The 12878-nt window shown below is 55.6% G+C and carries 13 protein-coding genes; 7 read left to right on the forward strand and 6 right to left on the reverse strand.

Annotated features, from left to right (window positions below):
* Window positions 1–8 precede the first annotated feature (8 nt).
* Window positions 9–1181, reverse strand: a complete 1173-nt coding sequence (locus FEE96_RS12135) for an FAD-dependent monooxygenase (RefSeq protein WP_138163304.1) — start codon at window positions 1179–1181, stop codon at window positions 9–11.
* A gap of 95 nt (window positions 1182–1276) precedes the next feature.
* Window positions 1277–1699, reverse strand: coding sequence for an RNA polymerase-binding protein DksA (gene dksA, locus FEE96_RS12140; protein ID WP_138163429.1), 423 nt, complete (start codon window positions 1697–1699; stop codon window positions 1277–1279).
* Window positions 1700–1884: 185 nt separating this feature from the next.
* On the opposite strand from dksA, the gene FEE96_RS12145 reads away from it, so the two are divergent.
* The 7 genes from FEE96_RS12145 (at window position 1885) to FEE96_RS12170 (ending at window position 7769) form a co-directional block, all read left to right on the forward strand.
* Window positions 1885–2724 carry an AAA family ATPase gene (locus FEE96_RS12145; protein WP_138163305.1) on the forward strand — a complete coding sequence of 280 codons (840 nt, stop codon included), beginning with the start codon at window positions 1885–1887 and terminating at the stop codon, window positions 2722–2724.
* A gap of 83 nt (window positions 2725–2807) precedes the next feature.
* Complete coding sequence (locus FEE96_RS12150) at window positions 2808–3254, forward strand: GNAT family N-acetyltransferase (RefSeq protein ID WP_138163306.1); 447 nt, start codon at window positions 2808–2810, stop codon at window positions 3252–3254.
* Window positions 3255–3256: 2 nt separating this feature from the next.
* Window positions 3257–4609: a DUF2927 domain-containing protein gene (locus tag FEE96_RS12155; protein ID WP_246079431.1), complete on the forward strand. Its 1353-nt coding sequence runs from the start codon at window positions 3257–3259 to the stop codon at window positions 4607–4609.
* A 15-nt stretch (window positions 4610–4624) separates the two neighbouring features.
* Entirely contained in the window at window positions 4625–4792 is a 168-nt protein-coding gene (locus tag FEE96_RS23485; protein WP_167741316.1) for a hypothetical protein, read from the forward strand.
* A gap of 4 nt (window positions 4793–4796) precedes the next feature.
* Entirely contained in the window at window positions 4797–5981 is a 1185-nt protein-coding gene (locus FEE96_RS12160) for a vWA domain-containing protein (RefSeq protein WP_138163308.1), read from the forward strand.
* 55 nt (window positions 5982–6036) lie between these two features.
* A complete protein-coding gene (locus tag FEE96_RS12165) occupies window positions 6037–6723 on the forward strand; it encodes a M48 family metallopeptidase (protein ID WP_138163309.1) in 687 nt (228 codons plus the stop codon).
* Between the two features lie 62 nt (window positions 6724–6785).
* On the forward strand, window positions 6786–7769 hold the full coding sequence (locus FEE96_RS12170; protein WP_138163310.1) for an LLM class flavin-dependent oxidoreductase: 984 nt from the start codon (window positions 6786–6788) through the stop codon (window positions 7767–7769).
* Here FEE96_RS12170 and FEE96_RS12175 read toward each other — a convergent pair.
* From FEE96_RS12175 to FEE96_RS12195, 4 genes are all read right to left on the reverse strand, one after another.
* The gene (locus FEE96_RS12175) at window positions 7766–8308 is read right to left on the reverse strand and encodes an RSP_2648 family PIN domain-containing protein (RefSeq protein ID WP_138163311.1); all 543 of its coding nucleotides are present in this window, start codon (window positions 8306–8308) and stop codon (window positions 7766–7768) included. The genes FEE96_RS12170 and FEE96_RS12175 overlap by 4 nt on opposite strands.
* 9 nt (window positions 8309–8317) lie before the next feature.
* Entirely contained in the window at window positions 8318–9532 is a 1215-nt protein-coding gene (locus tag FEE96_RS12180) for an RSP_2647 family RNA methyltransferase (protein ID WP_138163312.1), read from the reverse strand.
* Between the two features lie 225 nt (window positions 9533–9757).
* A complete protein-coding gene (locus FEE96_RS12190) occupies window positions 9758–10033 on the reverse strand; it encodes a hypothetical protein (RefSeq protein ID WP_138163314.1) in 276 nt (91 codons plus the stop codon).
* Window positions 10017–12812, reverse strand: a complete 2796-nt coding sequence (locus FEE96_RS12195; protein ID WP_138163315.1) for a [protein-PII] uridylyltransferase family protein — start codon at window positions 12810–12812, stop codon at window positions 10017–10019. Before FEE96_RS12195 ends, FEE96_RS12190 begins: the two co-directional genes overlap by 17 nt.
* Window positions 12813–12878 lie beyond the last annotated feature (66 nt).

Genomic DNA, 12878 nt, shown 5'->3' on the forward strand with positions numbered 1-12878 from the left:
CCAGCCTGTTATGGCTGGGCTGTCACATCGTGCTGATAAATCCAGTCAAATTGGCTGACCATGCGCTGTGGAGCAAACCGCCCGCCCAGCTTTAGCAACTGGTGCGCAGGCCAGGCAAGCGGTGCGCGCAAATGGTATTTCCAAGCATTTTTGGAGGCTGCAGCAACCACTTTCACCGCCCGGTCGCGCCGTTGCTGTTGATACAGACCCAATCCAGAATCGATGGTATCTGCAGAGGCCAGAGACGCGCCCAACACCCAGGCATCTTCCAGTGCCAGATTGGCACCCTGCGCCATAAAGGGCAGCGTTGGATGCGCAGCGTCGCCCAGAATGGCTACACGTCCCTGATGCCAATTTTTGGCCACCGGATGACGAAACAAGCCCCATAACCGGACATCTTCTACTGCAGACAACAGGCCAGCCGCTGTGCCGCCAAAGTTACGAAACGCATCCCGAAGATTGGCTGGATCATCTGTATGGTTCCAGCCTTCGTCGGCCCATTCGCTGCGCTCCTGCACTGCGACGATATTGACCAGACTGCCATCCCGCAAAGGATAGGCCACCAGATGCCTCTTTGATCCCATAAAAATCTGCGCTTCGGGGGGCAGGTTCAATACATTTGGTACCGTTGCCCGCCAAGCCACCTGGCCAGTAAAAAACGGCTGCCCCGGATCGTTGAATGCTTTGCGGGCTTTAGAATGCAGCCCGTCTGCTCCAACTACCAAATCACCGCCGCACTGAGCACCATTGGATAGATGCACAACGGGCGACGTCCCTGCCTCAACCCGATCTACTTTTTGAAGCAACCGCACCTGAATTCCGGCGCGCCGGACAGCATCTGCCAAAATTGAGATCAGGTCAGATCGGTGCACAAAGTAGAAATTCTGTCCTACACTGTATTGATCCAGGTCCAGCCGAAGAACTTGCTGCCCGTGTTTGTGATGTCGCAGAACCACTGCGCGTGCCCGCTGTGATCGCCAAGCCAGATCATCGTGCAATCCCAGTGCTTTCAGCACAGCAACACCATTTGGGCTGATCTGAAGCCCGGCACCGACTTCAGAAATTGCTTCGGCTTGCTCTAGCACGGTCACCGAGGCACCGCGTTGCTGCAGCACCAAGGCGGAGGTCAATCCACCGATACCGCCACCAATGATCGTAATTCTCTGACCTTTGAGTTCCATCACGTCCAACCGAGTTTATGCTTCACCCACATAAACGAAAAACGCCGGGACAACAGGCCCCGGCGTTGAATTGTTTTCAAGACTTTGAACGCGCTTCAGTCGTCGCGGTGAACTCTTTCGCGACGTTCATGCCGTTCTTGCGCTTCAAGACTCATGGTAGCGATGGGTCTGGCATTCAGGCGCTTCAACGAAATCGGATCACCCGTAACGCTGCAGTAACCATATTCACCTTCTTCAATACGACGAATTGCTGCGTCGATCTTGGACACAAGCTTGCGCTGCCGGTCGCGGGTACGTAGCTCCAGCGATCGATCAGTCTCTTCACTGGCACGGTCGGCATCATCGGGAATATTGCGGGTGTTATCCTGCAAACCCTCGATTGTGTCACGACTGTCTGCCAGAAGATCTTGCTTCCAGTTCAACAACTTACGTCGGAAAAATTCCAACTGCCTTTCATTCATGAAAGGCTCATCTTCGGCCGGTCGATAGTCATCCGGCAGAAACACTTCTTGCTTCATTTCGGCTCCTTCGGTCAGGCCATGAATGTTGGTCATAGTGTACTCCCAAACATCTGGCCGCCCCCTCTGACGCAGCATTTATCTGCTCCATTCGAGATTGTCACTACACAATAGTATCTCCACTGAGTTAAAAGCATGGTAACGACCGATCATCATTCTAATGGCTGTAAAAAAGTAGGAAACACATGCGATTTCAGGGCACTAAAGACTATGTTGCAACCGACGACCTGAAAATCGCCGTAAATGCGGCTGTTACACTCGAGCGCCCACTGCTGGTTAAAGGCGAACCCGGCACTGGTAAAACAGAGCTGGCACGCCAGATTTCCACGGCCTTGGGCCTTCGAATGATCGAGTGGAATGTCAAATCCACCACCCGCGCCCAACAAGGCTTGTACGAATATGATGCGGTGTCCCGTCTGCGCGACAGTCAGCTGGGTGATGAACGGGTGCACGATGTGCGCAACTACATCAAAAAAGGCAAACTTTGGGAGGCATTTGAAGCGGATGAACGCGTTGTTTTGCTGATTGATGAGATCGACAAAGCAGATATCGAATTCCCCAATGACCTTCTTCAGGAACTCGATAAGATGGAGTTCTACGTCTACGAGACAGGTGAAACCATCAGGGCCAAGCATCGCCCAATTATGATCATCACCTCGAACAACGAAAAAGAACTGCCGGACGCGTTTTTGCGGCGCTGTTTTTTCCATTACATCCGCTTTCCCGATGCGGAAACGATGAAGCAGATCGTCGAAGTACACCATCCAGGTATCAAACAGACGTTGCTAACGACTGCGCTGACCCAGTTTTACGAGATCCGCGATACCGCCGGTTTGAAAAAGAAGCCCTCTACCTCTGAGGTTCTGGACTGGTTAAAACTGTTACTGGCTGAGGACCTTACCCCAGAAGATCTGGCCCGTGATGGTGCGGACGCCCTGCCCCGGCTACATGGTGCACTGTTGAAAAACGAACAGGATGTGCATTTGTTTGAACGGTTGGCTTTTATGGCACGCGGCAAGCGCTAGTCTCATATCTTGCCATGAGTGATGACCAGTGACACCATGATTGATAGCCGTAGAATTCCCGCCACCTATTGGATTTTCCAACAATGACCAGCCAAGTGACGATCCGTGCCTTACGTGCAGACGACCGCCCTGAATGGGCTGAACTCTGGCATGACTATCTGGAGTTTTACGAAACGTCTTTGCCAGATGCTGTCTATGACACAACATTTGCGCGCCTGATTGGGGATGATCCACAGGATTTCTCCTGTTTTGTCGCAGAGCAAGACGGTCAATTGGTTGGCCTAACACATTACCTGTTTCATCGCCATGCTTGGACCCAAGACAACACCTGCTATCTGCAGGATCTGTATGCCCGTCCTGAAACACGCGGATCCGGTGTTGGTCGTGCCCTGATTGAAGCAGTTTACGCGGCTGCGGATGTGCAGGGAAGTGGCTCGGTGTATTGGATGACACAAGAGTTCAACCACACAGCCCGCAAGCTTTACGACCGCATTGGCAAACAGACCCCATTTATTCGGTACCAACGGTGAAAATTTGCCGCGCGGTTCTGGCTTTTGTGGTGGTCTTGGCGGGCTGTGACACAGTTCCGCTGGAACGCCCACCAACACGGGCCACTATTGCTGACAGTGCCTTACCCCCCGTCAAAACGTTTGGCGCCCCAAGCCCGGTCGACCCACAGCGTTCTAATGCCGATATGGCACGGGATTTTCTGGACCTGCATTTCAAACTGGAAGGTGGTACGACTTTACCCACGTTTACTCGTTTTGATGCCCCTATTACACTGCGGGTAACAGGCAAACCTGCCAGCAATCTGAATTCAGATCTGACCAACCTGCTGTCTCGGCTGCAACAAGAAGCAGGCATCAGTATTCGCCGCGTCAACAGCGGCAGCGCCAATATTACCATTGAATCTGTCAGCCGCTCAGAAATCCGGCGGGCCCTACCCAGAGCCGCCTGCTTTGTTGTGCCCAACGTCAGTTCTTTGGCTGAATACCGGCGCAGCAAGCGCCGTGCCAGCACCAATTGGACACAGTTGCGGCAGCGCGAGACCCTGGCCATTTTCATTCCCAATGACGTCAGCCCACAAGAAGTCCGCGATTGTTTACATGAAGAGCTGGCGCAGTCTATCGGGCCGCTGAACGACCTGTACCGGTTGCCGGACTCAGTGTTCAACGACGACAATGTTCACACCGTTCTGACCGGGTTCGACATGCTGATTCTGCGTGCAACCTACGCGCCTGAACTCTCCACAGGCATGAGCCGTGCACAGGTCGCTGCCCGCCTGCCCGCAATCCTGACGCGCTACAACCCAGCGGGCGACGCCCTCCCGTCTACCGCGCTGCAGGAGAGCCCTCGGGAGTGGATCTCGTCGATAGAAACCGCATTAGGCCCCGATGTATCAACTGAAACCCGTCGGCGCGCCGCCAACCAAGCTGTGACCACAGCACAAAAGCTGGGCTGGCAAGATCATCGACGTGCCTTCAGCCACTATATACTTGGTCGCATGATTCAGAGCAGCGATCCGGTTTTGGCGCAACGGCACTTTCAAACCGCATTGCGTTATCTGGGACAATCCCCAAGCACCCAGTTGCACCGGGCCCAAATTGTGGCCCGGATGATGGCCTATGATATTGCCCGTGGTCAGGGCAGCAATGCCTTGTCATTAGCCGCCCCCAGCATCACCGCCGCTGCGAAGTTTGAAAATGCCGCCCTGCTCTCCACCTTGATGCTCTTGCAGGCCGAAGCGCTGGAGCTGACTGGCGATTTTGAGGCCGCTCAAGCTGTCAGGCTGGACAGTCTGGGGTGGGCGCGCTACGGCTTTGGTTCAGACTGGGCGGTGCGGTCCAAAGTGAATGAAATCGCGGCTCTGCGCCCCAATACATAGACGGACGGACAGAATATGATCGTAATCGGCGGCGTGGCAATCGGGGCTCTGTTGGGGGCATTTTCAGCTCGAAGACGTGGTGGGGGTCTTGGCGACATCCTGCAATATGCTGCTGTTTACGGCATTTTATATGGCTTGGCTGGCATGTTGATCACCATTGTGGCGCACCGAATGGCGCTCTGAATCCATGTTTCAACCTTTTTTCGAGAACCTGCGCAACGCCTCAATTCCTGTGTCTCTGCGTGAGTACCTGACCTTTCTCGAAGCCATTAAGGCTGGGTTGGCCACATATGACATCGAAGCATTCTATTTCCTTGCCCGTTCATCCATGGTCAAAGACGAGCGGAATATCGACAAGTTTGACCGCGCCTTTGCTGCCACCTTTGAAGGGTTAGAGGCTATTTCGGCGCAGGCTGTGATGGATGCTGTCGACATCCCTGAAGAGTGGATCCGCAAAATGGCGGAAAAACACCTGAGCGAAGAAGAGCGCGCTGAGATTGAAGCGCTGGGTGGCTTTGACAAACTGATGGAAACGCTAAAGGAGCGCCTGAAGGAACAAGAAGGGCGCCATCAGGGGGGCAGCAAATGGGTCGGTACGGCTGGCACCTCTCCTTTTGGAGCCTATGGCTATAACCCAGAGGGCGTGCGGATCGGCCAAAAGGAAGGCCGCCATGGGCGCGCGGTCAAGGTCTGGGACAAACGCGAGTTCAAAAACCTGGATGGTGACGTCGAGCTGGGAACCCGCAACATCAAGGTGGCGCTGAAACGTTTGCGCCGCTGGGTGCGTCAGGGAGCGCACGAAGAACTGGATCTGGATAACACCATCCGCTCGACAGCTGAGCACGGCTATCTGGACGTCAAAACCCGCCCAGAACGCCATAACGCCGTCAAAGTACTATTGTTTCTGGATGTTGGTGGATCAATGGATCCACATATCAAGATTGTCGAAGAACTGTTCTCGGCCGCGCGCACCGAATTCAAACACCTTGAATACTACTACTTCCACAATTGCCTGTACGAAGGCGTGTGGCGTGACAATGCCCGGCGTTGGGACGCGCAGATCCCGACACACGAAGTACTGCGGACCTATGGGCCGGACTACAAATGCATCTTTGTCGGTGACGCCTCGATGTCCCCATATGAGATTGCCTATCCGGGTGGTGCTAACGAGCATTGGAACAAAGAAGCCGGGCAAGTCTGGTTGCAACGCGCCCGCGAGCAGTGGTCGTCGAACCTGTGGATTAACCCGGTCCCTGAAAAGTACTGGGACTACACCCACTCGATTGGCATGGTCCGGGAAATTTTTGCGGATCAGATGGTTCCAATGACCCTGTCGGGACTAGAGCAAGGCATGAAAGATTTAACCCGGTGAACCGCAGTACGGGCTTGCCCTTGCCCATTGCGTTAGCACAGCCCATATCTAAGCCATGTTACGCCTGACCCCAATCCTGCTTGCCCTTGCCTATGGCATTGTGATGTATCGCATTTCGATCTGGCGCACCCATAAAGAACTGGATGCCAAATCGACCGAGCTTGCCGATCGAAAAATGAAGGCACTGACGGACCGGATGGCCGCTGCGCTGGAAATTCCGCGCATTCCGGTTTTCATCTACGAAATTGATCCGGTCAACGGCTTGGCTGCGCCGGACGGGCGGATTTTCATCACCCGCGGATTTTACCGTAAGTATCAGTCAGGTGAAGTCAGCGACGCTGAACTGGCCTCGGTCATTGCACATGAACTGGGGCATGTGGCGTTAGGGCACGCCAAACGCCGAATGATAGATTTTTCCGGTCAAAATGCCCTGCGCACAGCCCTGATGATGATCGTTGGGCGTTACATTCCTCTTATTAGCGGATGGATTGCCGATATGTTGACCTCGCTGCTGGCTGCCCGTTTGTCGCGCGGTGATGAGTATGAGGCCGATGAATATGCCGCTGCTTTGCTTACCAAAGCCGGGATCGGTGTTGAGCCGCAAAAAAGTCTGTTCCTAAAGCTGGAAGCCCTGACCCAACAACGTGCGGGCATGGCACCAGCCTGGTTGATGAGCCATCCAAAAACCGAGGAACGGATTGCAGCACTCGAGAACCTCGAAAGCCGCTGGAACAAAACCTAACGCCCCCTTGCGCCACGAGATCAGAGTGCCCAAGTCTGCGTAACATGACACGGAGAGACCCAATGCTGTTTTCGCTTCTTGACCTTGCCCCTGTGCCAGAGGGCAGCGATATCCCGCAGGCTCTGAAAAACAGCACTGAATTGGCCCAAAAGGCTGAAAGCTGGGGTTTCCACCGGTATTGGCTGGCGGAGCATCACAACATGCCCGGTATTGCCAGCGCAGCGACGGCGGTGCTTATTGGTCATATCGCCAGTCAGACCCAGCGCATTCGAGTGGGTGCCGGTGGCATCATGTTACCCAATCACGCGCCCTATATGATCGCTGAATCCTTTGGCACACTTGCGGCCCTGCATGGCGATAGGATCGACCTCGGGCTTGGTCGGGCGCCCGGTACCGATATGCTGACGGCCCGCGCGCTGCGACGTGGTATGGGGCACGGTGACAGTTTTCCGCAGGATGTGGTGGAATTGATGGAGTTCTTGGGCCCTGAAGACCCCGAGCAAAAGGTCCGGGCCTTTCCCGGTCAGGGAACACAGGTTCCCGTCTGGATATTGGGGTCCAGTCTTTATGGCGCACAGTTGGCCGCACAGCTTGGTCTGCCCTATGCTTTTGCCTCACATTTTGCACCACAGGCGCTGGACGAAGCCCTGAGCCTCTATCGGCGCAGTTTTCAGCCATCGGTCTATCTGGAAAAACCCCACGCCATGATTGCGGCCAATGTTTTTGCAGCAGATAGCGATGCTGAAGGCACCCGGTTGCGCACAACCATGCAACAAGCCTTTGCCCGCTTGAGACTCGGAAAACCTGGCAAACTCCCTGCCCCGGTTGATGACATCGCGGCACATCTGGAACCACATGTTCTGGCAGGTGTAAACGAGGCCTTGCAGGTGTCTGCCACCGGCAGCCCAGACACGGTGCGGGGTGCCCTGTCCAATATTATCGAACGCTATCAGCCCGATGAGCTGATCATAACCGGGCAAATCCACGACCATCAGGCGCGGTTGAAATCGTTTGAAATTGCAGCGGAAATCCTGAAAGCCGCCTAACCCGCCAGTGCTTTGGCCAGTCGTGGCAGGCGCGCCTTTTTTAGCAAGGGACGGATCTGCCACTCACTGCCTGACAGACGGTTTGCTACGGTAAGGACCTGTTCGCCCAACTGTTGCATTCCCGCGCTGTCCTTTAACCAAATGGAATGAAGCAACTCGTCAGGCCCAAGCCTTTTCAAGCCTTCTTCCGCCAGGATATTGCGCGGGAAATCTTTGTTGTTCATCGTTACGATGGCATCTGCAGATCCGGAAATAGCAGTGGCCAGCACATGAATGTCCGCAGGATCCGGTAACCACAGCCGTTGTTCCAATCCTTGCGCCGCGGGCAGTTCTGCCTGCGGCCAGTTGGCACGTATCAGGGCAATTTCAGCGCAGGCCTGTGCCGAGCCTTCCGGACCCAGTTTAATGGCTGCCCGTTCCCACTCGCCCAGTATCCGGGTCGACCACAACGGCACGAAATGCCCCAGCCGGGCGGCGCCCAAGAGCATTTCGCGCATCACTGTGGGGTAGAGCACACAGGTGTCCAGAAGCAGTTTCATGCTGCAACCTTAGTCGAGACGGAAGAATACAGCTTTCAGATAACCGCTTTCGGCCAACTGCGGCAGTTGAGGGTGGTCCGCTCCGGCATATCCTGTGTGAATCAACTGCGGCGAACGCTCGGCCCGACCAATGCCGCGCGCCGAAGCCCCCCGGAACTTGCTAAGGTCTGCAGCATGTGAGCACGAGCAAAGCCCAAGATAGCCGCCGGGTTTCACCAGTGGAGCCGCCAGTTTGGCAATCCTCTCATAGGCCCGCAGTCCGGCTTCCAGTGTTGGTTTGGAAGGCGCAAAGGCTGGTGGGTCACAGATCACCACATCAAAGGTCTCGCCTTCAGCAGCCAATGCAGCGAGGGTATCAAATGCATCCCCCTGACGGGTGCTAAATTTATCGCCAAACCCGCTGGCAGCAGCCCCCTGCTCTGCTAAGGCCAATGCCGGGGCAGAACCATCCACGCAAAGCGCCGAACCTGCGCCACCTGCCAGCATGGCCAGTCCAAAACCACCAACATGCGAGAAGACATCCAGCACGCGAGCATCGGGTGCAACAAGTTGAGACGCAAATGCGTGGTTGTATCGTTGATCGTAGTACAAGCCCGTTTTCTGACCACCGGTAAGGTCTGCCATGTAGCTGGCACCATTCATCTGCACCGTTATCGGGGCCTCTGGTGCGGTACCATGAAGTACCATGTTCACATCATCCAGCCCTTCAAGGCTGCGGGTGCGGCCAGCAGCATTTTTCAGCACTGTGCCGACACCGGTAACGTTGACCAGAGCTTGGGTCAGCAGTTCGATATGCACTTCGGCCCAGGCTGCGTTGGGCTGCACCACGCAGGCATCCCCAAAGCGGTCGATTACGATCCCTGGCAGACCATCTGCTTCAGCATGAACCAACCGGTAGAATGGTGCATCAAACAGCTGCTCTCGCATCTGCAGTGCACGGGTCAAGCGGGCTTCAAACCAAGCAAGGTTCAGATCGGCTTGTGGATCGCGATCCAGCATCCGGGCGATAATCTTGCTTTCCGGGTTAACCGTCACCAACCCCATTGGGGTCTGCGCTTCATCCTCAAGCACGGCCAGAGCACCGGGCGCAAGTTTACGGGTACGACGGTCGGTGACCAGTTCGTTGGCATAGACCCAAGGAAACCCATGCCGGATGGCACGGGCATTGGATTTAGGTTTCATACGGACGCGGGCGCGCTGGGACGCAGGAGAGGAAGCTGTCATGGGCCTCTCTTAGCGATATCACCGGATCATGGGAAGGCCCCTAAAAACAGCGCGAACATGGTGTCGACTATCTGGACAAAACCAAGCTTGGCGTTTGTCTGACGATCGAGGTTACCAATTGCCTGCGAATGACGGCGGTAAAATGTGTCGTGATCTGAAACTTTCAGTCCCGGGGCCGACAACACCACTGAGCGCGACAGAGAGAACGTAGTCTGCCAGTCTGGGTTACTGGGGACGTTCCCGCCCACGCCATCCTCCACGCCGTTTAGGAGTTACAGAACCCTCTAACCCCTGGCGCAATACCACACTCATTGGATGGTCAGGATTGTTTGCCCCATATCGATCCAGGATCACCTGGATCGCATCACGGCTGTTCTGCCCTACAGGCAGGCAGAGCGCCCAATCCAGAAAAATGCTGCGACATTGTGAGGGGGTAATCCCGTCTATCCGATACGCCTCATACATCAGAGACTTGGGGTCCAATTCAGTCTTGCCCAACATCCGCACTCTCCCGCTCCAAGGCCTGGGTAATCAGGTCGTCGCAGGCCTGGTATCTTACATCCAAGCTATTCTGCAATGCCTCCAGATTGTCAAAGCCAGTGCTAAGGCACAGGAACTGTGCTCCGCCCTCGCCCAGATTGGAGGTGTTTATCCCGGTCGCAGACAACAAGCGTGTAGCTGTCTGCACCGACCAGAATAGATCATAAGCTTCCTGCAACTGTGTCGCCTCAGCGACGCTCAGCCAGCCACTTGCGACTGTGCCCCTTAATCCTGCGCTGACATTCTGCGCCGGGTTGCCCGACAACAGCGCCCCAACCTGTGACATCAATTCGATATCCATCATCCGGCCGCCACCAACCTTGGCATCCCAAATCCCAGCGGGCTTTTTGGCCACAGCCAGACGGGCACGCATTTCAGCCACCTCAGCCAGAACCCTATTTTGGTCATTTGGTGTCGACAAGACGGAGCTTCGAAACGTTTCAATATCGCGCGCAAGACCTGTGGCCCCAGCCACAACCCGGGCGCGGGTGAGAGCCAGATGTTCCCAGACCCAGGCTTCGTTTTTCTGATAGTGTATGAAGCTGGTAAAACTGGTGGCCACCGGCCCTTTCGAGCCGGAAGGCCGCAACCGCATGTCAACCTCGTACAAGCGTCCTTGCGACATCGGGGCGGCCAGAGCAGTGATCAGGGCCTGGGTCAGTCTGGAGTAATAGGGACGTGTTGCCAGTGGACGTTTACCGTCAGAGGTGTCTTCCGTTTGCGGGTCATAGATCACAATGACATCAAGGTCAGATTGCGCATTGATCCTCCCGGCCCCCAATGAACCCATGGCCAAAACCGCAGCCCCGCGTCCAGGAGGAGGTCCATGTTTGATGGCAAACTGTGCTACCACCACGGGGCAAATTGCGACAATCACCGCCTCTGCCAATTCGGCATATTGACGCCCAGCATCGGGTGCACCTATCAGACCGCGAAGGTAATGTACTCCGATCCGGAAATGCCATTCCTTACACCAGCGCCGGGCAGCGTCTAACTGCGTCTCATAGTCCGTTTCCTGCGCCAGGATGGTTGCCAGTTCATGCCCCAGCGCCTCAACTCCGGGCCAGGCATCAAAAAACGACCCACCAATCACCGCGTCGAAAACGCCTGAATTGCGTGATAGATGGCTGGCAAGCGCTGGAGACGTGCCGGCTATATCGACCAGCAGGTCTATCAGTTGTGGGTTGGCTTCCAATAAGGAAAACAGTTGCACCCCTGCGGGCAACCCTGCCAAAAATCCATCCAGGGCCACCAGTGCCTCTGCCGGTTTCGCGGTTTTGTCCAACCGTGACAGCAGCTCGGGTTTGAGCCTTTCGAAAATCCGCGCACCTCGCACAGATCGCAAAGCAGGATAGGTGCGCCAGCGCGCGATGATATCGCCGTTTAGATCATGCGACAGTGCGGCATGATTGGCATCAGGCCCGGGTGCAAAAAAGTCTTCGGTCAGCACATGAACTTCGCTCAGACGCTCTTTGATCTCTTCCTTCAAGTCTTCGACATCGCGGCCCATCAAACATGCCACGCGTGCCAGCCCATCCTCTGACTTGGGCATTTGATGTGTTTGGGCATCATGCACCATCTGGATGCGGTGCTCGACCTCGCGATGCGCGCGGTAGTGATCGGTCAGTTTTACTGCAACGTCTTCTGGTATCCAGCCTCGGTCAGCCAATGCTGCCAGCCCCTCTACCGTGCCGCGCACGCGCAGCCCTTCGTCGCGTCCGCCTGCTATCAACTGCCGGGTTTGAGTAAAGAATTCGATTTCCCGGATTCCACCGCGACCCAGTTTCATATCGTGGCCGGGGACCTCGATGGCTCCACCCGTTCCTTTGTTCTCGCGTATTCTAAGCCGCATATCGTGGGCGTCCTGAATGGCCGCAAAATCAAGATGACGGCGCCACACAAAGGGGCGAAGAGTTTTCAAAAATCGCTCACCCGCCGCCAGATCTCCGGCACAGGCGCGTGCTTTGATGTAAGCTGCTCGCTCCCAGGTGCGGCCCAGACTTTCATAATAGCGCTCGGCAGTTTCCATTGCGAGACACACAGGTGTAACGGCCGGGTCTGGACGCAGTCGCAGATCGGTGCGAAAGACATAGCCATCAGCCGTTCGGTCGCTCAGCGTTGCGCACATATTGCGCGTCGCACGCACCATCCCCTGACGGACTTCAAAAAAATCATCGGGATCAAACCGGCTTTCGTCAAACAGACAGATCATATCTATGTCTGAACTGTAGTTCAGCTCATGTGCACCCATTTTGCCCATCGCCAGAATGCTAAGGCCTGCAGCCGTGGCAATGTCATCTTCAACCATACCCGGCAGTTTCTTTCGACGGATCAAGGTTGCGATCTCGGCCTTAATCGCCACATCTGCTGCCAACGCGCCAAAGTCGGTCAGCGCACCGGTAACCCGTTCCAAACTCCAGCCGCCGCCCAAATCAGCCAAAGCCGTCAGCAATGCCACCCTTCGTTTGGCCTGTCGCAATCCCGGTTTCATCTGATCCGGGGCCAGAGCACGACAGGCTTCAAACACTTGTGTCAATGCAAGCTGAGGGTCATCCAGTGCCTCTTCCAGCCAGCTGGCTTCGCGCCCAATCAACTCTTTTAGGTAAGGGCTTGACCCAGCTGCGCCATACACAAGCGCCGCCAGATCGCTGTCCAGGGCGGGAACCAGAGCACGGGCATCCGCCCCAAGTTCAGGATCAAATGGGCGTGGCAAGCGGAGAACGGTCAAAGAGCTTTTCATACCGGCAGACTGTTCCGACAGCTCAGCGGCGTCAATGCATCAAACGAATCTATGGCCCAAAACTGC

This window comes from Parasedimentitalea maritima, from assembly GCF_005771405.1.
Classification (GTDB): domain Bacteria; phylum Pseudomonadota; class Alphaproteobacteria; order Rhodobacterales; family Rhodobacteraceae; genus Parasedimentitalea; species Parasedimentitalea maritima.

What these genes read in the sequence shown, in the direction of transcription:
- FEE96_RS12150 (WP_138163306.1), top strand. Translation starts at nt 2,808, where the DNA reads ATGACCAGCCAAGTGACGATCCGTGCCTTACGTGCAGACGACCGCCCT.
- FEE96_RS23485 (WP_167741316.1), top strand. Translation starts at nt 4,625, where the DNA reads ATGATCGTAATCGGCGGCGTGGCAATCGGGGCTCTGTTGGGGGCATTT.
- FEE96_RS12190 (WP_138163314.1), bottom strand. Translation starts at nt 10,033, where the DNA reads ATGTTGGGCAAGACTGAATTGGACCCCAAGTCTCTGATGTATGAGGCG.
- FEE96_RS12175 (WP_138163311.1), bottom strand. Translation starts at nt 8,308, where the DNA reads ATGAAACTGCTTCTGGACACCTGTGTGCTCTACCCCACAGTGATGCGC.
- FEE96_RS12180 (WP_138163312.1), bottom strand. Translation starts at nt 9,532, where the DNA reads ATGACAGCTTCCTCTCCTGCGTCCCAGCGCGCCCGCGTCCGTATGAAA.
- FEE96_RS12145 (WP_138163305.1), top strand. Translation starts at nt 1,885, where the DNA reads ATGCGATTTCAGGGCACTAAAGACTATGTTGCAACCGACGACCTGAAA.
- dksA (WP_138163429.1), bottom strand. Translation starts at nt 1,699, where the DNA reads ATGAAGCAAGAAGTGTTTCTGCCGGATGACTATCGACCGGCCGAAGAT.
- FEE96_RS12195 (WP_138163315.1), bottom strand. Translation starts at nt 12,812, where the DNA reads ATGAAAAGCTCTTTGACCGTTCTCCGCTTGCCACGCCCATTTGATCCT.
- FEE96_RS12170 (WP_138163310.1), top strand. Translation starts at nt 6,786, where the DNA reads ATGCTGTTTTCGCTTCTTGACCTTGCCCCTGTGCCAGAGGGCAGCGAT.
- FEE96_RS12165 (WP_138163309.1), top strand. Translation starts at nt 6,037, where the DNA reads ATGTTACGCCTGACCCCAATCCTGCTTGCCCTTGCCTATGGCATTGTG.
- FEE96_RS12135 (WP_138163304.1), bottom strand. Translation starts at nt 1,181, where the DNA reads ATGGAACTCAAAGGTCAGAGAATTACGATCATTGGTGGCGGTATCGGT.
- FEE96_RS12160 (WP_138163308.1), top strand. Translation starts at nt 4,797, where the DNA reads ATGTTTCAACCTTTTTTCGAGAACCTGCGCAACGCCTCAATTCCTGTG.